Source organism: Candidatus Pantoea communis (assembly GCF_011752685.1).
GTDB lineage: Bacteria > Pseudomonadota > Gammaproteobacteria > Enterobacterales > Enterobacteriaceae > Pantoea > Pantoea communis.
Genome location: NZ_VWXC01000001.1, coordinates 321625 through 339929, shown reverse-complemented (window position 1 = coordinate 339929; position 18305 = coordinate 321625). Strand labels below are relative to the sequence as shown.

Annotated in this window: 26 protein-coding genes; 21 read left to right on the top strand and 5 right to left on the bottom strand. The window is 43.2% G+C overall.

What is annotated here, in order from left to right; genetic code table 11:
- The first annotated feature begins 7 nt into the window (after positions 1 to 7).
- The 3 genes from F3J37_RS01730 (at position 8) to F3J37_RS01720 (ending at position 1147) form a co-directional block, all read left to right on the top strand.
- The gene (locus F3J37_RS01730) at positions 8 to 355 is read left to right on the top strand and encodes a helix-turn-helix domain-containing protein (protein WP_034827340.1); all 348 of its coding nucleotides are present in this window, start codon (positions 8 to 10) and stop codon (positions 353 to 355) included.
- Positions 356 to 443: 88 nt separating this feature from the next.
- Positions 444 to 878: a ribonuclease domain-containing protein gene (locus tag F3J37_RS01725; RefSeq protein WP_166931345.1), complete on the top strand. Its 435-nt coding sequence runs from the start codon at positions 444 to 446 to the stop codon at positions 876 to 878.
- 2 nt (positions 879 to 880) lie between these two features.
- Positions 881 to 1147 carry a barstar family protein gene (locus F3J37_RS01720; RefSeq protein WP_038647177.1) on the top strand — a complete coding sequence of 89 codons (267 nt, stop codon included), beginning with the start codon at positions 881 to 883 and terminating at the stop codon, positions 1145 to 1147.
- On the opposite strand, the gene F3J37_RS01715 is transcribed toward F3J37_RS01720, so the two are convergent.
- Positions 1148 to 3520 (bottom strand): virulence factor SrfC family protein, encoded by a 2373-nt coding sequence (locus F3J37_RS01715; protein WP_166931342.1) that lies wholly within the window; start codon positions 3518 to 3520, stop codon positions 1148 to 1150. It abuts the gene before it with no gap.
- Between the two features lie 243 nt (positions 3521 to 3763).
- Here F3J37_RS01715 and F3J37_RS01710 point away from each other — a divergent pair, with 243 nt between their 5' ends.
- Positions 3764 to 4381, top strand: a complete 618-nt coding sequence (locus F3J37_RS01710; protein WP_166718769.1) for a LysE family translocator — start codon at positions 3764 to 3766, stop codon at positions 4379 to 4381.
- Between the two features lie 47 nt (positions 4382 to 4428).
- Here the strand turns inward: F3J37_RS01710 and F3J37_RS01705 are convergent, their stop codons facing one another.
- The 4 genes from F3J37_RS01705 to F3J37_RS01690 all read right to left on the bottom strand — a co-directional run bounded on the left by F3J37_RS01705 (position 4429) and on the right by F3J37_RS01690 (position 6729).
- Positions 4429 to 4731 carry a CcdB family protein gene (locus tag F3J37_RS01705; RefSeq protein ID WP_166718770.1) on the bottom strand — a complete coding sequence of 101 codons (303 nt, stop codon included), beginning with the start codon at positions 4729 to 4731 and terminating at the stop codon, positions 4429 to 4431.
- Positions 4732 to 4733: 2 nt separating this feature from the next.
- Positions 4734 to 4952: a type II toxin-antitoxin system CcdA family antitoxin gene (locus tag F3J37_RS01700; protein WP_166718771.1), complete on the bottom strand. Its 219-nt coding sequence runs from the start codon at positions 4950 to 4952 to the stop codon at positions 4734 to 4736.
- A gap of 67 nt (positions 4953 to 5019) precedes the next feature.
- Positions 5020 to 6075, bottom strand: a complete 1056-nt coding sequence (locus F3J37_RS01695; RefSeq protein ID WP_166718772.1) for a phage integrase Arm DNA-binding domain-containing protein — start codon at positions 6073 to 6075, stop codon at positions 5020 to 5022.
- A gap of 21 nt (positions 6076 to 6096) precedes the next feature.
- Positions 6097 to 6729, bottom strand: coding sequence for a hypothetical protein (locus F3J37_RS01690; RefSeq protein ID WP_166718773.1), 633 nt, complete (start codon positions 6727 to 6729; stop codon positions 6097 to 6099).
- Between the two features lie 273 nt (positions 6730 to 7002).
- On the opposite strand from F3J37_RS01690, the gene F3J37_RS01685 reads away from it, so the two are divergent.
- The 17 genes from F3J37_RS01685 (at position 7003) to F3J37_RS01605 (ending at position 18303) form a co-directional block, all read left to right on the top strand.
- Positions 7003 to 7269 (top strand): AbrB/MazE/SpoVT family DNA-binding domain-containing protein, encoded by a 267-nt coding sequence (locus F3J37_RS01685; RefSeq protein WP_166718774.1) that lies wholly within the window; start codon positions 7003 to 7005, stop codon positions 7267 to 7269.
- 118 nt (positions 7270 to 7387) lie between these two features.
- On the top strand, positions 7388 to 8125 hold the full coding sequence (locus F3J37_RS01680; RefSeq protein WP_166718775.1) for an SDR family oxidoreductase: 738 nt from the start codon (positions 7388 to 7390) through the stop codon (positions 8123 to 8125).
- Positions 8126 to 8231: 106 nt separating this feature from the next.
- Positions 8232 to 8888: a XopG/HopH/AvrPtoH family type III secretion system effector gene (xopG, locus tag F3J37_RS01675; RefSeq protein WP_166718776.1), complete on the top strand. Its 657-nt coding sequence runs from the start codon at positions 8232 to 8234 to the stop codon at positions 8886 to 8888.
- An 84-nt stretch (positions 8889 to 8972) separates the two neighbouring features.
- Positions 8973 to 9455, top strand: coding sequence for a type III secretion system chaperone (locus F3J37_RS01670; RefSeq protein WP_166718777.1), 483 nt, complete (start codon positions 8973 to 8975; stop codon positions 9453 to 9455).
- Positions 9456 to 9464: 9 nt separating this feature from the next.
- Positions 9465 to 10118 carry a XopG/HopH/AvrPtoH family type III secretion system effector gene (gene xopG, locus F3J37_RS01665; protein ID WP_166718778.1) on the top strand — a complete coding sequence of 218 codons (654 nt, stop codon included), beginning with the start codon at positions 9465 to 9467 and terminating at the stop codon, positions 10116 to 10118.
- A gap of 19 nt (positions 10119 to 10137) precedes the next feature.
- Positions 10138 to 10833: a M91 family zinc metallopeptidase gene (locus tag F3J37_RS01660; protein ID WP_166718779.1), complete on the top strand. Its 696-nt coding sequence runs from the start codon at positions 10138 to 10140 to the stop codon at positions 10831 to 10833.
- 102 nt (positions 10834 to 10935) lie between these two features.
- Complete coding sequence (locus tag F3J37_RS01655; RefSeq protein ID WP_166718780.1) at positions 10936 to 11556, top strand: M91 family zinc metallopeptidase; 621 nt, start codon at positions 10936 to 10938, stop codon at positions 11554 to 11556.
- 17 nt (positions 11557 to 11573) lie between these two features.
- Positions 11574 to 12242, top strand: coding sequence for a hypothetical protein (locus F3J37_RS01650; protein WP_166718781.1), 669 nt, complete (start codon positions 11574 to 11576; stop codon positions 12240 to 12242).
- Between the two features lie 10 nt (positions 12243 to 12252).
- Positions 12253 to 12885, top strand: a complete 633-nt coding sequence (locus F3J37_RS01645; protein WP_166718782.1) for a M91 family zinc metallopeptidase — start codon at positions 12253 to 12255, stop codon at positions 12883 to 12885.
- 29 nt (positions 12886 to 12914) lie between these two features.
- Positions 12915 to 13592, top strand: coding sequence for a M91 family zinc metallopeptidase (locus F3J37_RS01640; protein ID WP_166718783.1), 678 nt, complete (start codon positions 12915 to 12917; stop codon positions 13590 to 13592).
- A gap of 29 nt (positions 13593 to 13621) precedes the next feature.
- Positions 13622 to 14263, top strand: coding sequence for a M91 family zinc metallopeptidase (locus tag F3J37_RS01635; RefSeq protein ID WP_166718784.1), 642 nt, complete (start codon positions 13622 to 13624; stop codon positions 14261 to 14263).
- A 5-nt stretch (positions 14264 to 14268) separates the two neighbouring features.
- Positions 14269 to 14898, top strand: a complete 630-nt coding sequence (gene xopG / locus F3J37_RS01630) for a XopG/HopH/AvrPtoH family type III secretion system effector (protein ID WP_166718785.1) — start codon at positions 14269 to 14271, stop codon at positions 14896 to 14898.
- A 2-nt stretch (positions 14899 to 14900) separates the two neighbouring features.
- Positions 14901 to 15578 carry a M91 family zinc metallopeptidase gene (locus tag F3J37_RS01625; RefSeq protein ID WP_166718786.1) on the top strand — a complete coding sequence of 226 codons (678 nt, stop codon included), beginning with the start codon at positions 14901 to 14903 and terminating at the stop codon, positions 15576 to 15578.
- Between the two features lie 11 nt (positions 15579 to 15589).
- The gene (locus tag F3J37_RS01620; protein WP_166718787.1) at positions 15590 to 16264 is read left to right on the top strand and encodes a M91 family zinc metallopeptidase; all 675 of its coding nucleotides are present in this window, start codon (positions 15590 to 15592) and stop codon (positions 16262 to 16264) included.
- A gap of 9 nt (positions 16265 to 16273) precedes the next feature.
- Positions 16274 to 16918, top strand: coding sequence for a M91 family zinc metallopeptidase (locus F3J37_RS01615; protein ID WP_166718788.1), 645 nt, complete (start codon positions 16274 to 16276; stop codon positions 16916 to 16918).
- Between the two features lie 22 nt (positions 16919 to 16940).
- The gene (locus F3J37_RS01610) at positions 16941 to 17642 is read left to right on the top strand and encodes a M91 family zinc metallopeptidase (RefSeq protein ID WP_166718789.1); all 702 of its coding nucleotides are present in this window, start codon (positions 16941 to 16943) and stop codon (positions 17640 to 17642) included.
- Positions 17632 to 18303 (top strand): M91 family zinc metallopeptidase, encoded by a 672-nt coding sequence (locus F3J37_RS01605; protein ID WP_166718790.1) that lies wholly within the window; start codon positions 17632 to 17634, stop codon positions 18301 to 18303. Before F3J37_RS01610 ends, F3J37_RS01605 begins: the two co-directional genes overlap by 11 nt.
- The last annotated feature ends 2 nt before the right edge of the window (positions 18304 to 18305 follow it).

Sequence of the window (18305 nt, the reverse complement as noted above, 5' to 3'; positions counted from 1 at the left end):
AAATGGGATGATGAGCGACGCATTTATTCACGATCTGATCGACTGGATTGATAACAACATTGAAGCACGTCTGGATCTGGACACCGTAGCAGGGCGCGCCGGTTATTCGAAATGGCACCTGCAGCGTATGTTCAAAGAGCACACCGGCTATCCGCTGGGCGAGTACATTCGTAATAAGAAACTGAAAAAATCGGCGGACCGTTTAACGACCACCAACGAACCGATCCTTAATGTGGCGATTTCACTGGGGTTTGATTCGCAGCAGTCGTTTAATCGCAGCTTCAAACGTCAGTATGGCGTGGCGCCAGGCGCATGGCGTCGACATGCCGTGCCAGCCGCGAGTGCGATGCAGTAACACCTCCGCCAGGGCCAGCCATGCTGGCCCGCGTTCTTCTTCACGATAATCCTGCTATTATCGGCGTCCTGCACTTCGGGATGTCACTATGTCAAAGAAACTCTGGATTGGACTCATTCTCGCGCTGGCCGCCACATGGGCCGGGCTTAAGCCGCATTTAACCGGTAAAACCGCCGCACAGGGCACAGATATTGCCAAACTCACCGATGCCCACACGGTCGCGCAGTGGTTACAGCAAAATCATCAGTTGCCGGATCTTTATCTCACCAAAAATGAAGCACGCCGTCAGGGCTGGAACCCCAGCAAAGGCGACTTGTGCACGGTGTTGCCGGGCCGCGCCATTGGTGGCGATCGTTTTAGCAATCGTGAACAGCGCCTGCCAATGCAAGCGGGGCGGCAATGGTATGAGGCCGATGTGAATTACGATTGCGGCCACCGCGACGCCGATCGTCTGCTTTACTCTTCAGATGGACTGATCTTTCTGACCACCGATCACTATCGCAGCTTCAAACAGGTGAACTAACCATGTTGACGCTCTCTTTTGATTTCCAGCAATTGGCCAGCCGGCAGGCGTTCTACCGTGAGTTTGTGGCCCAAAGCGGCTGCAGCGGAGAGTTTGGCTGTAATCTGGACGCACTGTGGGATTGGCTGACGGGCGGGATTGCGCTGCCGGCTGAACTGCATTTACATCATATTGCACAGGCGAGCGAGGCGGAGTTTGCACCGGTGTTGGCGCTGATGGAAGAGGCGGCGCAGCAGCTGCGAGGCGAGCTGCGCCTGATTCATGACTGATTACGCGTGCAGCGGCAACAGTAGTATCGCCAGCATCTGACGGGCATTGGCGGGCAGGTCGCTGCCGCCGGTATAGCCGTTGTTTTCCACGATGACCGAATTTAATCCCACCAGCCAGTCATAGATATAATAGGCGGTATGATTGGCGGGTGCGGCTGACAAACGTGTTAAACGTTGACCTGGCGAGAAGCTCACGCTCGGCGCAGGCGGTCGGGCGAAGATGGTTTGTCCGCGATTAACACGACTCTCAGGCCGCTCGCTCTCCGGACGCTGCAGGAAGCCGAGCCAGGCGACAAAATCACCCAACACCGTCATCGCGCGCGAGACCTGACGATCGGTCCGCGCTTCATGCGCGCTGGCCTGCGCATCCGGTTCGTTAAGCGCGCTTTGCAGCTTACTTAATACCTTCAGGCGGAAGCTGGCGGTAATCAGCTCTTCTACCAGCAATTCCATGGTCGGCTTATCCACGTTCAGCAGCGTCAGCAAACTCCGGCTTTCCGGCAACTGTCGCAGATGTTCAAGCCACAGCGCAAACACCTGCTGCGGGAATTGCTGATCGCGCTGGCCGCTGCTGTTACGCGGTTCCGCAGGGGCCACCGGTTCATCTTTAAACAGGTCAAACTCAAAGCCAATACCAAAATAGCTCTGCTCAGCCGCAGCGGTTTTCGCGCTGTGCTGTACGACAGTGCCGCTGCTCTGGCTCAGCCACAGCTGACGCACCGCTTCGCGCGAAGGCTGCAAGCGCTCCAGCAGTTCGCCGTGCAGGCCAGTGCGATGTTGCAAGCATTTCAGCAAGGTATCGGAAATCGCCTGCTTGCGTGCCGCCTGTTCTGGCGTGGCAGTGGATTCGGTCCACGGTTGCAAACGCTCTACCAGCTTCTGCTGCAAGGTGCTTAATTGCTGGGCCAGACGATCACGACGTGCTTCTGGCTGCATTTCGTCCTGCAGCCAGCTGCCCATGCGATCGACACCGGCACGATCGAGTGCCAGCATGGAACCCCAGCTCTGTCCTGGTTGCCCGATCTGACGTTGTACGGCTTCATCAACATTAATCTGCTGCTGCTGATAGCGCGCATCGTGCGGGGTAATCGCCCAAATCAGGCGTGGCTTTTCACCGCTGGCCGCTACGGTTTGATGGATATGCCATTCGCGCAGTGCGTTAACCGCAATGTCGGTATCCTGACGCTGGCTGGCGGCGGTACAGATCAGCATAAGGTCGATGCCCTGACGCGCGGCATACAGTCCCGGCAGCAGTGCGCGTTTCTGCTCCAGCAGTGCCGCGCGCAGAGGATCGCGTTTGCGCAGCTGGGCTAAATCTTCTTGCTGACCCACGTCGGCGGGCTGGCCGGGCGCTGGCAGCTCCAGCATATCGGCTTCATCATACAGCGCCTGACGTGGCGTTGAATTCAGCGGAACGGTGATTTCCAGCGTCAGCAACGCCAGCAGGCCCAGCGGCACCTGCTGCGGTTTAGCGACACGATTGGCGACAATCGGGCAAACTTCAATCATTTCCTGCCAGTCGGCATCGTTGCTGATCAGTTTTTCCGCAGGCAGCGAGGCGTCATCGGTTAACAGGCTCAGAGGTGCCAGCAGGCGCGGTGCCTGGCGCAGTTGATGACGCAGGTGCATCAGATTACGCAGCTGTTCGTTGAGTGCCACCTGATTAGGCCACAGCAGCGCAAACAGCTGAATGCGGTCATCGACGTTTAACCACGGAGCAAGTTCCACCGCCTGTGGCCAGAAGTGACGATCGAGTACCTCGGCGTGACGATGCTGGCGGCGGCTCCACGCCCACAATGTAATCAACGCATCGCTGTCGAGGCCCGGCTGCGGCTCGTCCTGACGATGGCGCTGTAAACGCTGCAGCGCTGCATCGATCAGCGCACAGTCTGGCTGTGCTTCAGTTTTGGCACAGGCCAGCACCAGACGAATCAGCTCCACGTCATTGAGCAGCGTCATCTCCAGTGGCCAGGCGCTGGACTGGGTTTCACGCTGGTGGCTGAAGCGGGTGGCAATGGCAAAATCGAGATTGCCGGGATTGATGTTCTGGAAATGGTTCACAATTCTATCGCCCAGGCGCGCCATCAGTTGGCCCTGCGCATCACCCACCATTTCACTCAACAGCCAGGCTTTGCCCGCCTGTGACTGGCCAAACATCGCCAGCGTCACCGGACGTGCCAGTTGACGCGCCAGCGCATGACTCTCCACGCGCGCGCGGCGCAGTTGCAGCCGCAGCGTATCCGCTTCCAGTGCCAGACGCGGTGCCTGCGCCTGATGGGTTTCAATCCAGTTCAGTGCGCCGTCCAGCGTCTCCTGCATCAGGCTCAGACGTTTGGCGGGCGTAACAGAGGTGGCTCTCTTGGCAGTTCTCATCGTTTGCAGACGCTCCCGCTGTCAATCCAGTATCGATCCAGTACTTCGGCATATAAAAAATTCAATAAAATCATATCATTAAAAACCACAGTTCAAAATCATTCGAAATTCATTCAAAAGTAACAATCAATCAAATTGTTGCCGTATGTGCTCAGCACGAATAGCTCAGATTTATGAAGCACACAAATTGTTCACATCATACCCTTAGCTTTCCTTTTCAATCGTAAAAAGAGAGAGAGTTTAATGACGTTTGATTCATGGTTGATTTTGCTTCTGGCTTGCTGTGGTGCTTGTGTCATCCCAGGTCCGAACTCCCTCATTGTGTTGAGTCATAGCGCGCGCTTTGGTGTGCCTAAAACGATTTGGACGATGGCAGGAGGTATGCTTGGGTTCATGTTCTTAATGACGATTACTGTGCTTGGTCTGGGAGCCGTCATGACAAGTTATCCGTGGGTTCTGGATATCCTGAAGAACATCGGTTCGCTTTATCTCGCGTTGATTGGACTTCGCCTGTGGTGGTCAATTGAAAATGATATGGAATATCAGGTTGATCACTTTCAGGGATTCAGTGTGTATAAGCTTTTTTTAGAAGGATTGATTTCAGCAATAACGAACGTGAACGCTTTGTTTTTCTTTATCTCAATAATACCAAACATAATCAATAACGATCATAATATCTTTTTACAGGCCGTAGAGTGTTCCCTGACTCTGGGAATTTGTGAATTTTGCTTCGAATTCCTTTTTGCTTTAGCGACGGTCTATTTTGCTAAGAAAATTTTGAAACCGGGTAAGGTCTTCAATCGAATCTGTGGTTCCATCTTCTTCGGCTTTGCAGTCTTGCTTCAATTTAAACAATACTAACTCCAAATACAAAAAACCCGCCGAAAGGCGGGTTCTTAGTTTTAGAATCAAATGCCCCAGAAGAGCATGTTTATTGCATTGTTAATCACATCACTTGAGGATGAAAGCGAAACAACCTTTTCCCCTAAAAGATTCTCGCGAACTGAAGCCATTTCGCTAATCTTCATCCGATAGTATTCATCGTTAACAAAAAGTTTAGGCATCAAAATCTGATTGACGTTTCCAGAGAATTGTTCAGCAGGATAGAGCGGAGCAACCATCTTAAAACCAGGGATATCGATGATATCACTCTGAACATCGACAACAAATTTAACCTCAGCGTTATTATAAATAAAAACATCATATTGCATCGTTACCAGCTCCGATGCTTATCAGAAAATGAACCATATTTTTCAGTATGAGCGGCAATCTCAGCCATTCCAGCACGGTTCTCTTCAATAAATTGTTCTCTTTTGATTTTCTTTACCTCCTCAGCGAAAAAGGTGTCAGTCAATGCTGACACGTTGACACCATGATTAAGAAGAAACTTATGATTAGAAATTTCTACGTTAACGCTCACTTTACCTTTCATTGTTACACCCTCTTTGGTAAGAAAGGTATCATTCTAAGGGTGTAACTATTTGGCGTCAATGGTAGGATTAAACTTCGACGAACGCATTGTCGCGCGTGTCAGTATACTTATCTGTCATCGCGGAGTTCTTGTGACCTAACAGACGTTGTGAGAACTCGCCGTCATTCTCTTCTTTATAGAGTCGAGCGGACAACGAACGGATCTCATGAAACGAAGGCGCGGTTCCTTCCCATTTGAGTTTTGACGACTCACGCGACTTGAGGAACGCGCGAGACAGTTTGTCGCGACCACCTGAAACTGGGATCACAAAACCGCCTTCATCCTTAAATTGTTCGAGTTCTTTCAGAACCTGCTTGATGGTTTTATCAATCGCCTTCAATCCGTGAGCGGTATCGATGGCCACCTTAGAACCTGTCTTTTGCTGGATGACATAAATTTTGTTGTTGCGAATGTCTTCCCATTTCATCGCCTGAATATCACCGATGCGCTGACCTGTGAGAAGCGCCAGCTCAAAGCAAGGTTTCGCCCAGGGATAGAGGTCAGGTGTGTTATCACAAATCAGTTTGAATTCATCCAGAGACAAGCGCTCACGAACAACAGTGACGCGTTCTGTTTTGATGTACTCAATCGGGTTGACTTTCAGAACACCGTGAGCGATTGCCGTCGAGAAGACGTCCTTAAGAAAGTTCCTGATGCGGTTGTGCATCGTTGCCTTCCCGTCATCGCGCCAGGGTGCCAGGAAATCCGCTAAGACTTTTGTATCGATATCCTCGATGGCAAATGCCCCCATGCGTTCCTTGATGGTTTTGAGAAATCGGGTGTAACTCTCCATTGTCTTTGATGCTAACTTGCGACGATCGAGTTCTTTCTCATAGGACTCAAGCCAGTTGTTTAAGGTGTACTTCTTCACCTCGTTCATGCGGTCAAGTAGCTTAACAGGCTGAGCGAGATCCTGATAAAGCTCTAAGTTTGCCTCGATAGCCTGAGTGATGGCGGAGCGCTTATCGCGCCCCAGACCGTACTCCTTCCCTGAACGAGGATCTTTATAACTGTAATACCCCTGATTTCTTACGTAGAGGTTTGGAGGTAAATCGCGATTTACCGTAGAACGACGACGAGCCATTACATTAATCTCTTTTTGTTATTAAAACGGAATGTCATATTCAAAAATATCATCAGAAGTGCGTGGTGGAGGGGGTGTCTCCGCATAACCTGTGAGCTTTTCGGCTCTACGCCTTGAAATGACAATTACTTTTAAGATGTGTTGAATCAAGCGCGGTCCATTATCAAACGCCTCTTTCTTATACCTGGCTATCACGGCTTGCTGGCCATTGTGAATCTGGATGTCGTCATAAAAGTAACAACGACGATCGGCGAGATCCTGGGAAAGACGATCGATTTCCTCATTCATGACCAATGCCGCTTCGTGTGTCAGCTCGATAACCTCTTTTTTCTGTTCTTCTTCCATCATGCTCACTTCATCGGATTCGGCGAGTAAGGCCTGAATCTCTCTATCCTCTTCGATGGCTGCAACATGGTCCTCATTAATGATGTCATCAAAGTTCATGAAGAATTCTTTCAACCAACGTTCATATTTGTCCCATGCCTGACGCAAAGACTGAGAACCATCTTTATGCATCGACAGGAAAGCATTTGGCGCGCCTGACTGATTCATGACTAAGGCTGTCTTGCCGTTGTCGCGTGGCGAAATGGTGATGAAAGCGGTCAGATTTACACGGCATTCTTTCATGGAATCAAAAAATTCTGTTTTGTTCATTCTTCTGTGTCTCTCTCTGTGTGACTATGAAAGTAGTATACACGAAGTAGATACAAATGACAGTTGGTTTCGAACTAATTTTGAATGATTTGTGCGGTACTAAATTCAAGACAAAAAAAAGCCCCTCGAAAGGGGCAGTCTTAAGCCATGTCAATCAGCAAGGAAGGAGGCCAGATTGAAATTTCGTACTCATACCAGAAGGACGATCCACGATCAGTTGAACATGAATACCCCTCGGATATATAATGTATCAACATCAAAACCGGAGGTCAAATGCTGAACTTTACTTTGAAACTGTGGGGTAATTCCTACGCGCTTCGTATACCGTCCTCGATCATTCAACAGATGGAACTCAATGATCAAATGGAGGTGGAGGCTGAGATGGCAGGCAAAACGCTGATGTTACGCGCAAAACCTGAACACAATCCGAAAAAAACCTTAGATGAATATCTTGCTGAACTGACGCCTGAGAACTGTGAGCTTTCTCAAGAGGATATTGAATGGCTGAACATGAGACCAAAAGGGAAAGAACTCATTTAACCTCTTCTTTCTCTTTTTGCCTCATGAACCGCACACCTTAAAACGCTTTTCCTTAATGATTCTTTAGATTGTGCGAGAGCGGGAAACCGCTCTTTACATAACAGACTAAGGATCGCATATGAATGATTTTTCAAAAGTCGCATTAGTGACAGGTGCCACAGGTGGGATCGGACAATCTATCGCTGAACGTTTGTCAGACGATGGCTTTATTGTCTTTGTTCACTATTCAGGCAATAAAAGCAAAGCTGAAGAGGTCGTTCACGGTATTCAGGATAAAGGCGGCAAAGCTTTTGTTGTTCATGCTGACGTGACAAACGTGATTCAGGTTCGCGAAATGTTCGCCAAAACCAAAACCATTAACGGCAAGCTTGATGTTCTGGTGCATAGCGCTGGGATCATGCCGATGGCGAAAATCAATCCTGAAGGCATCGAAGAAACTCAGCGCGTCATCAATACCAATCTGATCGGTTCCGTGATTGTGCTATCTCATGCCGCTGACGCCATTGAAGGCGGTGGTCGTATCATTGCGCTTTCCTCAAGCGTAGTCGCGAAGAACTTCCCGAACTATGGCGGTTATATCGCATCGAAACTCGGTGTCGAAGGATTGGTTCGCGTGATGGCTAACGAGCTGGGCATTCGTAATATTAACGTGAATGCCGTCGCACCTGGCCCGACGGGCACCGCGCTCTTCTATAAGGATAAGACACAGGAGCAGATCGATTTCTTTAAACGTGCCTCACCACTGGGTCGCATTGGCACACCTGAGGACATTTCGAGCGCCGTCTCGATGCTGGCAGGTGAAGAAGGGGCCTGGATTAACGGACAGATAGTCCGCGTAAACGGCGGATTTGCCTAAACCCTCAGCCCCGCAACTCGCGGGGTTTTTTCTTCTTAATTTTTATGGAACTAATATCTTAAAATTTTCACATAATTAGTATCATCCACTATTTAGAAGAAAATAAATGAATATTAGCCGTAGTCAGATTGCTCCTCATATCAATATTCATTACGAAAATCCACATCGATATATGCAAGCCGAATCAGCATTAAGAATGATTAATCACGGGGTGGTCGGAAGAAAGTTAATTGAAGAAATAAAGAACTTTTCAACAGAAGGCAAAGCTTTATCGATAGAAGTGAATAATCAATTAATGACAGCCGCTTACCCGATGTTAACAGAATCACAAATTAAAAAATTTGGTGTTTCAGCCTCTGATTTTAATGAAGAACATAATGAAGTCGCTAATGCCCTAGCTAATAAAAAAAGATTCGGAAGAAAAGGAGAAGGTACATCATCAATTATTAAATGGAATCCTTCTGTTGCTTTACATGTTAAAAGTAATGGAAAAATTATAGGAACGAATGATGAGAGAGAATCATTCATTTCTCTTGCTCATGAAATGATTCATTCTTATCGGATGATGAAAGGAACTTATCTCGTTGATGGTTCAGACAGATATAATGAAGGTACGAATAGCGCGGAAGAAGAAGCTAGGGCTGTAGGCCTCGGGAAACATGCCAATCACGAAATAACTGAAAATAAAATCAGGGTAGAGCATGGGTTTCAGCAAAGGATGAAGTATCAGCTTGATGAAAATGACATCACTATAGGTATTTGAATTTAATGGAACAAAAAATTTTAAGGAACTAATTTTACGATTTTGTTACTTAACTATCACATCCTCTAAATACATAGGTAATCAATGAAACCGGAAGAATTTTATAAAAAGCTTCAGCCTTTGTTCAACCAGCTTCACATCCCCGATATCCCGCTAAATGAACAAGGTTATTACACGTTTATGCTTGAGACAGGTCAGGTCTTTCTTGAACTGACTGAGGTCGATACGATGGTGATGCTCGCTTTCTTGCCTTTACCTGAAAAGCTGACAACCGATTTACTCTTAGAACTGCTTCAGGCAAATCTGACCCCCGATCAACCGTCGCGCGTCATACTTGCAGCTGACAAAGAGGATAAGCGTCTTTGTCTCTGGATCGATATCAGCACAGATAAAATCTATCACGAAGAGCTTTATCAAATGCTGGAACAACTGAACGTCACCATGCGTATCATTAGCCGCTGGTTTGAGGAAACGGAAAAAGAAAAGGAAAACGGTCAGCAAGCCAATCAACGAAACATAGAGAAAAGCCGTCAGGCTGAAGCGATGCTTAACAAGCGCAGGAGATAACATTCCATTATGCCAGTCGTCAGAAGTCACACAGCCCCTTTTATAAATATAAAATATCAAACTAAATCCGATTTAATAAAAGCAGAATCAGCTTTATCAAAACTTGACCAGGGACCGACAGGTAACAGGCTGATTTATGAGCTGAGTAAACTTTCTAAAAATGGAAAGTCTTTAACCATAGTCGCAGATCGCAAAACGACATCTGGTGCGATGCCAACGCTTACAAAATCTCAGGTTCAGCGATTTGGCGTATCTGAAGATGAATACAACATTGAGCATAACGATAGAGCGAATAAACTTGCCCAAAAACGACGCTTTGGTTTTAAAGGTAAAGGAACGAGCGCTATCGTTAGATGGAATCCTTCTTTATCCGTTCATGTATCTGACGAGGGTATTCATTCAGCGGTTAATGATGAAAAAGAAGCTTTTATCTCTCTTGCTCATGAACTGATCCACGGATACAGGATGATGAAAGGGACCTATACCGCAGATCATTCAGATAGATATGAACCAGGAACAAGGAGCTACAAAGAAGAACAACGTGCTGTTGGTTTGGGTATCCATTCGAACCGATCCTTTTCAGAAAATTCGATTCGAAATGAGAGTAAGATGAACTTACGAGCGAAATATGTCATAGACGAAAACTTGTCTTATATCGGATGATTTTTTGGGTGGGATTGTTATGGATTTAATAAGAAGACAAAGTTCTGTTGTACCTTCTATTGAGATCGTTTCTGAGTATGAAGAAGATACGAATAAAACTGAAGCAGCACTCACAAAAATCAAGAGTAAACCCGTCGGGCGACAACTTTTGAAGGAGATATCAGACCTTTCAAAAAATGGTAGAAGTATTTCAGTTAACGTGAGTGAAACATTTCGTTCTCAAAGCATTCCAATATTGACTAAATCGCAACTAAAAAAATATGGCATTGAAGAATCATATTCGACTGAAAGTAATATCAAAGCACAACAAATATCAGCAAAAAAAGGATTTATGAGGAAGGGGGAAGGTGTCAGTTCGATCGTCGATTTTGATCCTAGTTACTTTGTTAAAGTTACGTTGAGCGGTCATCATCAATCTGAAATTAATGAAGAGTTAGCCTTCACAACTCTCGCACATGAACTTATTCATTCTTACCGATTCTTAAAAGGAACTTCTTTCAATACTTCTGGCGGTGTTGAAAGTCTAGAAACCAAAAGGGAAGAACGGCGTGTAATAGGAACTGGAGAATTTGCGAATGCTAAAATTTCAGAGAATGCCATTCGTAGAGAACACGGGTTAACAGAAAGAACAAAACATCAAACTGAACTTAGTTATGAACAGGAAAGGCAAATTCAAGATGCTTATGAAAATTCATCGAGGCAGAGAACGATATAATTTAAAAATTAATCAGAAAAACATGATCTTAGTTAAGTCTAAAAGTCAAAAAGTGGAAGCGATAATCCAGTAAAAATAAGATTTCTTCTTGGAGTAACTTTTATGTATGAGATTACATCTAGCAGGGTTTCAAGCGTCATTGATCTTTACCATAATAATGAACTAACGCATTACAAAATGGAAAGTTCATTGATGAAAATATATAGTCGTCCAAATGGTAAAAGACTGATTGATGAAATCACTCAACGAGCTGGAAATGATAAAAAAATCAGGGTTTTTATCGATTATGAACAGCCAACGTTAACTTATGGACATTTGAATGATAAGCAGCGGAGGGAGAATGACATAGATATGTTTTCACCTTTTTATATGGATGTGATCAGTGCTGAGCAAATTTCTCATAAGCCAGGATTATTCAGAAAAGGAAAGGGCGTAGGTTCAACGATTCGTTGGAATCCTAATGATCAACTTGATGATAAAAAAAATGAAATATCTAACGAAGAGTTAGAAAAGAAAACGTTTGTAGGATTAGCTCATGAACTTGTTCACAGTCTCAGGAAGTTAAAAGGAACGAGTAAGGCAAATGAATTCAACCTTTACCCAAATCATCATGGAAAAGATGAGGAGCGAAGAGCGATTGGAATTGGTCGTCACCACTTCAAAAAGCTTTCTGAAAACGCTATAAGACTTGAGCACGGACTTCCTCGACGAGATTCAATTTAATAAAAGAGTATTATGATATGACAATGATCCAACCTGCTAGTGTTTCTCCTGGCATTACCATCAAAGCTGAGAATCAACATGATTTTAATGAGGTGAACAATTCAATTGCGCGCATCAAAAATACACAAACAGGTAAAACATTACTTGACCAAATAGAAAGCTTTGTTCGATATAAATCCGGCAAGCATGTTGTTGTTAATTCTTCTGCCTGGAATATAACAAATACCTATGCCTTTCTCACTCCCGCTCAAGCTATAAAACATGGCTATGAAAAAGAGCGAACATCTCAAGATGCTTTAGATTGTGCAAAAAGTATCGCAATAAATGGAAGGATAATGAAAGGCGAGGGAACGAGTGCAAGCATTTCAATTAATCCATTTATTGATAATCTTGGATCAAATCAATTGAATAATGTAGGTCAGGTTACTGAACAAAATCTTGATGGAGCATTATCGAATCAGTTGATCAAAGCGATGCACATTGTCAGAGGTTCATCCCTTGATGATGGTACGGCTTGGGGAAGAGAAAATGAGGAATTACGTTCGCTTGGAACGGCAAAATATCCTGAAGAAACGATCACTGAGAATAACATACGGCTTCAACTTGGAATGCCAATGCGTGCTTTTATTCCTGAATCATTAATTAGGCCTTCGGGTTCTCAATCTCGACAAAATGTCATGATATAAAGGAAATAATATGAGGATTATAGAACAAGCCACATCAGCATATTGTATTAAAATTAACGCTCCTAATGTTGATGCTTATAATGATGTTAATCTTGCTTTGTATCGAATTAAGCATACTAACGCAGGAAGAAGCTTATTAAATAAGATTGAAAAATACAGTAAGAACGGTAAAGAAGTCGAGATCATGTATCGAACAATTACTGATTTGACTCATACTGTTCCGACTCTTACACCTAAGCAAGCCGAAAAATTACAACTTCATCCAACACCTTTTCATCAAATGAGCGTTTCTAGAGCAGCACAATTTGCCAGACAAGGACGGTTATCGAAAGGCGACGGGGCAAGTGCAGTTATCATGCTTAATCCATTTAGTCAAAATCTCGATAATCCTCACGGTAATCCTCATTTTAATGCACCAGGCAATGAAAACTATGATTCTTCACTTTCGCATCAATTAGTTCGCGCAATGCATATCGTTCGCGGATCATCTCTTGATGATAATTCTATTGAAGGTCGAGAACGAGAAATGGAACGAGCTATGGGAGTAAGAGAATTTGAAGGAGAGGCCATTAGCGAAAACATGATTAGAATGGAATTAGGTTTGCCAGTGAGAGCCTCCTATCCTGTTGGGTTTTCAAGTTAAAAGATTAATAAATTAATAGGAAATTAGTTATGCCTAGAGTTCAAGCACCATCAACCATTGTTCCAGAAATCACGATAAGTACAGAAAATGCAGCCGGATTTATGAATACAGATCATGCTTTGGCGCAAATTGGTAACACACAATCTGGAGCCACACTTTTATCTGAGATTGTTAAATACACGAAAGATACAAAAAAGGTAAAGATTTACATTCAACACACTGAAGACTCTCACACAATACCTGTTTTATCGAACAAGCAAGCTGAAAAAACAAATTTATCAAAAAGCTATCATAATGAAGAAAGCTTAGATGCAGCAAGAAAATTTGCCCTCAAAAAGAAACTAACAAAAGGAGAAGGTGCGAGCGCTCTTGTTTACTGGAACCCAGCGGAGGCGCATATCAGTTTTTCTCAAGGCTACACGCAATATAGTGTCAATGAAGGCGGGGTTAATCGCTTTCAGTTAGCCAATGAATTAGTTCATGCGATGCGAATACTCAAAGGTACTTATACTGATGATAAAACAATTGAAGGATCAACTAATGAAGAAATGCGTGGTCTCGGGGTCTTTCAGTATGAGAATGAACCTATTTCAGAAAATAAAATTCGTGAACAATCTGGGTTTTATTTGCGAGCCTATTACCCTGTTGTAACAAATGTTTCAGGAAACACAGGATCGAATACCCGGCCAGGCCCCAGTCTTCGTTAACATCTTTCATGCTTCTGGAGTAGACTAAAATGAATGCTCGTTCGGTCACTGTGATCAGTCATGTCGCACCACCAATACAAATAGAAAGTTCTCAAGAATCTGAAGCCGTTCAAACTGAACGTGCTCTAGCTAAAATCATGAGCAAACCGATTGGACGCCGTCTGATTAATGAAATTCAGTCCGCTGCAACTGATGGACGAATGATCCGAATTCAGACCAGTAACAAACAACAATGCGAAGCAGGTCCTTTTTTGACACGCTCTCAATGTCAGCGATTTGAGTTGATGGGAGGGACAGAGGAAAGCAATCGGAAAGCCGCCCAAATATCACATTATACCTATACGGGTAAAGCGGGAGAGCCTGTTGCCGCATTGATTCGCTGGAACCCTGAAACAGCATGTTTAATTGATAAAGAAGGTTATCCTGTATTAAATAATAATCCCAATGAATCATTTATCAGTCTTGCCCATGAGCTTGTTCATGCTCATGGATTCATGACAGGCCAACATTATTATGATTTCTCTCCACTCACCCAAGGAACAATGGCATACAAAGAAGAAGAACGAGCCATTGGGATTGGAGGTCATGACAAAGAAAAACTTTCTGAAAATGCGATTCGCTTAGAACATGAGATGGCATCTCGAAAACATTTTTTCACCAGATCTCAGTAAATTTTATGATGACATTTGAGCCGTTTAACCGGACGAGTAGAATAGCTCCACCAATTCAAGTTGAAGGGATGTATTTAGATGATATAGAAAAAGGGGAAAGTGCGCTTGAAAAGATCGCGAGTAAACCTAATGGGAAAAAGTTAATTACTAAAATTCAGAATGCTTCAAAGGATGGTAGAGAATTAAAAATTCAGGTGAGTGATCAATATCAATCGGAAGCAACGGCTTTTTTGACTGAACCACAGCTGAATAAATATCATATCGCTGATGAATCATCTGCAAGTAATCAGATTGCCATCGACATTTCACAAAGAAAATCTTTTTTTAGAAAAGGTGAAGGTGTAAAAGCCTTAGTTGTTTGGAATCCTAATGAAGCGAGATCGATTGATTATATGGGTCACGGTCGGAGTGTAAACGATCCTTCAAAAGCATTTACCTCTCTAGCGCATGAACTCGTTCATGCTTTGGGGTTTATGAAAGGAACACATTATTTTGATGGTTCGGAACCAGAAGAAGGAACCAGAACTTTCAAAGAGGAGCAAAGAGCGATCGGTATTGGTCCATTTGAAGGCGATAAGATTTCAGAAAATGGAATTCGCGAAGAACACGGTTTGCCTAAGCGTCAGGAATATTAAGAATGATTGGTCATAATTATCGAAGTCCATCAGATGTTTTGTACAATACTCATATTTATTGCAATAATCGAAAAGAATATGAAGAAGTTGAAAAAATGCTCACCCGAATTAAAGAAGGTGGCACAAATGGTTACAACCTCATCTATGAGATATGCCGTTATACAAGTGATTCCAAAGACATTCATATAAAAGTCGTTTTTAATGAACCGACTAGTTCGAAACCTTTCCTTAATGACGAACTGAGAAGACAGTTTCTGATTCCTGATGATGAAAATAACAGAAAATATAAATTGTTGTTAGATTTACGAAGTCGACCAAATGATCGACATAAACGCGGAGACGGCGTCAGTTGTGAAATAAGATGGAATCCTTCAGAGAGTCGAACCGTCGATCCTGATGGAATTGGAACACGAATAGCCGCTTCCGGTTTAGCCTTTATCAGTCTTGCCCATGAATTAATCCATGCTTATCATTATGTGCATGGAACGCATCTTCGTTCGAATCCCAACGATCCCTTTACTGAATTAGAAGAAGATCGGGCAATTGGCATTCTTGATTTCAGAAACAATAATCTCAGTGAAAATGGTATTAGAAGAGATTTCAATTTACCTCAACGCTCAACACGATATGACAGGAATGAGTCACAATCATTATGTGCTCAATATTTACCGAATGAATAAAAGGAGAAGTTATGTACCCTTCTTTTTGTGTGCCTAGTAGTGTTATTCCTCATACAAAAATTCATTTTAATAATAACCAAGAATTCCAGGCAACAGAAACGGCTTTGGAAAAAATAAAATCTCGTTCAAATGGGAGGCAATTGATTGAGGAAATTAACAGATATACCGATAAAACACGAGACATTGATATTATTGTTGTTCGTGATGAACCGACATCATCAAAAGGAACATTGAATCATGAAATCCGAAGGATTTACAGTATTACAAATGATCCAGAAAGAACAAAATATAAAGTTCTTGTCGATATGTTGAACAGTCCTCATGGAGGTCGTAAGCGTGGAGAGGGGATTAGTTGCCAAATTAAATTTAATCCTTCAGAAAGCCGATATGTTGATAAAGATGGCATAGGCTGGCGAGTTAACACAGACTCAACTTTCGCTTTTACAAGCCTTGCTCATGAACTTGTTCATGCTTATCATCATATTCATGGTTCTCATATTAAACCTGATCCTGAAGACCCGTTTACAGATATTGAGGAGGACCGTGCGATCGGTATTCATCCTTACCACGGATATTATTTAAGTGAAAATGGTATTCGTCGAGATCATGGCTTACCTGAACGCTCAACACGATTTGACCGAAACGAAGTTCAGCCGATTATCAATCAATATTTCCCAATGACTTGAGGACTTCATATGTCTCAATATTCTATTCAATCCGCTATCGCGCCATTTATTAGCATTCACCATAACAATTTGGATGTGATGCAAGAGGTAGATACAGCATTATATAAACTTGAGAGATTGCCTGCTGGTAGAGCGCTTTTAGGAAAGTTGAGAAATCTTTCAAATGAAGGCCGATCACTAAAAATTTATGCAAGCACACGATATAAAAATATTGCACGTCCAATATTAACGCATTCACAATTAAATCGTTATGTTGTTGACGCGACGAATAATCATCAAATGCAAGCCTTAGCCTATAATTTATGCAGTAATATGCGACGAGGCAAAGTCAATCGCGGAGAGGGAACAAGTGCTGTCGTCTATTTTAATCCCATGATGTCACGTTCTCCTGATCCGTGGGGAGGGGCGAAACGTGATCCAAACCATTATGGTAATCATTTTACTTTAGGTCATGTTCTTATTCACGCGATGCGAATGATGAAAGGGAATTATCAAGGTGGTAATATGGAAAATTATTCCGGTTTCCGCTCTCATCAACGTCGCGAAGAAGAGCGAGCCTTAGGAATAGGTGAGTTTTACAGAAAAGAAATCAGTGAAAATAAAATGCGACTACAAGAAGGATTAGAAGACTATCGTGAACCTCGCATGAATTAATTATTATTAAAGGAATATTTTAATGCAATTTCCAGGCAATTTTCATAGTAAACTGATTCCTGAAATCAAGATTCATACTGGATCTATCGAAGAGTTGATTCATATTGAATCTTCATTAACAAAAATTAACTCTGGTCCTTGCGGTCATGAGTTATTAAAAAGAATCAAAATGCTTTCAACTCATGGTCGTCATGTACAAATCATGACGCATGATCGCGAAAATGGCGTTGGAGGAATGCTGACTCATTCTCAGATTCAAATTCACAAAGTTAACAGAAATTCTGATAGTGATGAACATTTTAATAAAATGTTAGAGCTTGCGAGAATTAAACCCAATGGCGATAACAATGAAGGTGTTGTCGCCATTGTCAAGATTAACATTAATAAAGGCATTATGCTTGATCAAGACGGATTTCCTACCTATTTGAACAGTGGGAAAGAAATGTGTTTTGTTTCACTTGCTCATGAACTCGTTCATGCATACAACTTAATGAACGGAACCTATCGAGGTGGGTATTCATTTGACCAATTGTTTGATGAAAATTCAGATATGCGTCTTGAAGAAGATCGCGCTGTCGGAGTCGGGATTTATAAAGGAAGCGGAATCTCTGAGAATGGTGTTCGCTATGATCATCATCTTCCTCTTCGCGCCAGTTATCTGACCCGAGAACAAATTTTTATAAGTGAACAACTCAAGCAAGGACATATTCGACGTGCCTCTTAATTTCTTACCATATAAATCAAATAGTATTAATGCTCCTTTTATTACCATTAACTATGAAAATAATAGAGATTTGGATGAAACCGAAAAAGCACTAAAGAAAATTGCATCAACTCATTCAGGTAAGAATTTGTTGCTCAGCCTTAAATATGTTGCTACAGAAGAAAAGAATCTCATTATTGTGGCAAATAATCAATATCCTACTGGGACAGCAGGATATTTATCAAAATCTCAGATTCGAAAATATTATGTTAATCCTGATGTCAATTCAAAGGAACATCAAACCGCGATGCGACTTTTATCGACAGTCGATCGAGACGGGAAACATAGTGAGGGAACGCCTTCAATTATCACTTTTAATCCCAATGAATCGAGTTATATTGACAACGAAGGTTTCCCAGTAAAGGTTTATAGCACAGCTTATAATCCAGCCTCTCTTACACATGAACTGATTCATGCTTTTCATCAGATGAACGGAACATCCCTGACGACTCACCCCGATAAAGTTTGGTTCAATGGAACAGGTCAACGACGCGAAGAGGAGCGGGCTGTAGGTATTGGGGAGTTCGAGAGAGAAGCCTTCAGTGAAAATACGGTTCGTCGAGAACTCAAGATGCCTGTTCGTAAGAGTTATTTTAATAAGTCTATGCCTCCGAAATCATGAGA

Excerpts from the sequence above, each read along its gene's own strand:
- F3J37_RS01690 (WP_166718773.1), bottom strand. The coding sequence starts at position 6,729 with ATGAACAAAACAGAATTTTTTGATTCCATGAAAGAATGCCGTGTAAAT.
- F3J37_RS01705 (WP_166718770.1), bottom strand. The coding sequence starts at position 4,731 with ATGCAATATGATGTTTTTATTTATAATAACGCTGAGGTTAAATTTGTT.
- F3J37_RS01610 (WP_166718789.1), top strand. The coding sequence starts at position 16,941 with ATGCAATTTCCAGGCAATTTTCATAGTAAACTGATTCCTGAAATCAAG.
- F3J37_RS01655 (WP_166718780.1), top strand. The coding sequence starts at position 10,936 with ATGTATGAGATTACATCTAGCAGGGTTTCAAGCGTCATTGATCTTTAC.
- F3J37_RS01720 (WP_038647177.1), top strand. The coding sequence starts at position 881 with ATGTTGACGCTCTCTTTTGATTTCCAGCAATTGGCCAGCCGGCAGGCG.
- F3J37_RS01710 (WP_166718769.1), top strand. The coding sequence starts at position 3,764 with ATGACGTTTGATTCATGGTTGATTTTGCTTCTGGCTTGCTGTGGTGCT.
- F3J37_RS01730 (WP_034827340.1), top strand. The coding sequence starts at position 8 with ATGATGAGCGACGCATTTATTCACGATCTGATCGACTGGATTGATAAC.
- F3J37_RS01695 (WP_166718772.1), bottom strand. The coding sequence starts at position 6,075 with ATGGCTCGTCGTCGTTCTACGGTAAATCGCGATTTACCTCCAAACCTC.
- xopG (WP_166718776.1), top strand. The coding sequence starts at position 8,232 with ATGAATATTAGCCGTAGTCAGATTGCTCCTCATATCAATATTCATTAC.
- F3J37_RS01715 (WP_166931342.1), bottom strand. The coding sequence starts at position 3,520 with ATGAGAACTGCCAAGAGAGCCACCTCTGTTACGCCCGCCAAACGTCTG.
- F3J37_RS01615 (WP_166718788.1), top strand. The coding sequence starts at position 16,274 with ATGTCTCAATATTCTATTCAATCCGCTATCGCGCCATTTATTAGCATT.
- F3J37_RS01670 (WP_166718777.1), top strand. The coding sequence starts at position 8,973 with ATGAAACCGGAAGAATTTTATAAAAAGCTTCAGCCTTTGTTCAACCAG.
- F3J37_RS01680 (WP_166718775.1), top strand. The coding sequence starts at position 7,388 with ATGAATGATTTTTCAAAAGTCGCATTAGTGACAGGTGCCACAGGTGGG.
- F3J37_RS01625 (WP_166718786.1), top strand. The coding sequence starts at position 14,901 with ATGATTGGTCATAATTATCGAAGTCCATCAGATGTTTTGTACAATACT.
- F3J37_RS01700 (WP_166718771.1), bottom strand. The coding sequence starts at position 4,952 with ATGAAAGGTAAAGTGAGCGTTAACGTAGAAATTTCTAATCATAAGTTT.
- F3J37_RS01635 (WP_166718784.1), top strand. The coding sequence starts at position 13,622 with ATGAATGCTCGTTCGGTCACTGTGATCAGTCATGTCGCACCACCAATA.
- F3J37_RS01660 (WP_166718779.1), top strand. The coding sequence starts at position 10,138 with ATGGATTTAATAAGAAGACAAAGTTCTGTTGTACCTTCTATTGAGATC.
- F3J37_RS01640 (WP_166718783.1), top strand. The coding sequence starts at position 12,915 with ATGCCTAGAGTTCAAGCACCATCAACCATTGTTCCAGAAATCACGATA.
- xopG (WP_166718785.1), top strand. The coding sequence starts at position 14,269 with ATGATGACATTTGAGCCGTTTAACCGGACGAGTAGAATAGCTCCACCA.
- F3J37_RS01645 (WP_166718782.1), top strand. The coding sequence starts at position 12,253 with ATGAGGATTATAGAACAAGCCACATCAGCATATTGTATTAAAATTAAC.
- F3J37_RS01650 (WP_166718781.1), top strand. The coding sequence starts at position 11,574 with ATGACAATGATCCAACCTGCTAGTGTTTCTCCTGGCATTACCATCAAA.
- xopG (WP_166718778.1), top strand. The coding sequence starts at position 9,465 with ATGCCAGTCGTCAGAAGTCACACAGCCCCTTTTATAAATATAAAATAT.
- F3J37_RS01685 (WP_166718774.1), top strand. The coding sequence starts at position 7,003 with ATGCTGAACTTTACTTTGAAACTGTGGGGTAATTCCTACGCGCTTCGT.
- F3J37_RS01725 (WP_166931345.1), top strand. The coding sequence starts at position 444 with ATGTCAAAGAAACTCTGGATTGGACTCATTCTCGCGCTGGCCGCCACA.
- F3J37_RS01620 (WP_166718787.1), top strand. The coding sequence starts at position 15,590 with ATGTACCCTTCTTTTTGTGTGCCTAGTAGTGTTATTCCTCATACAAAA.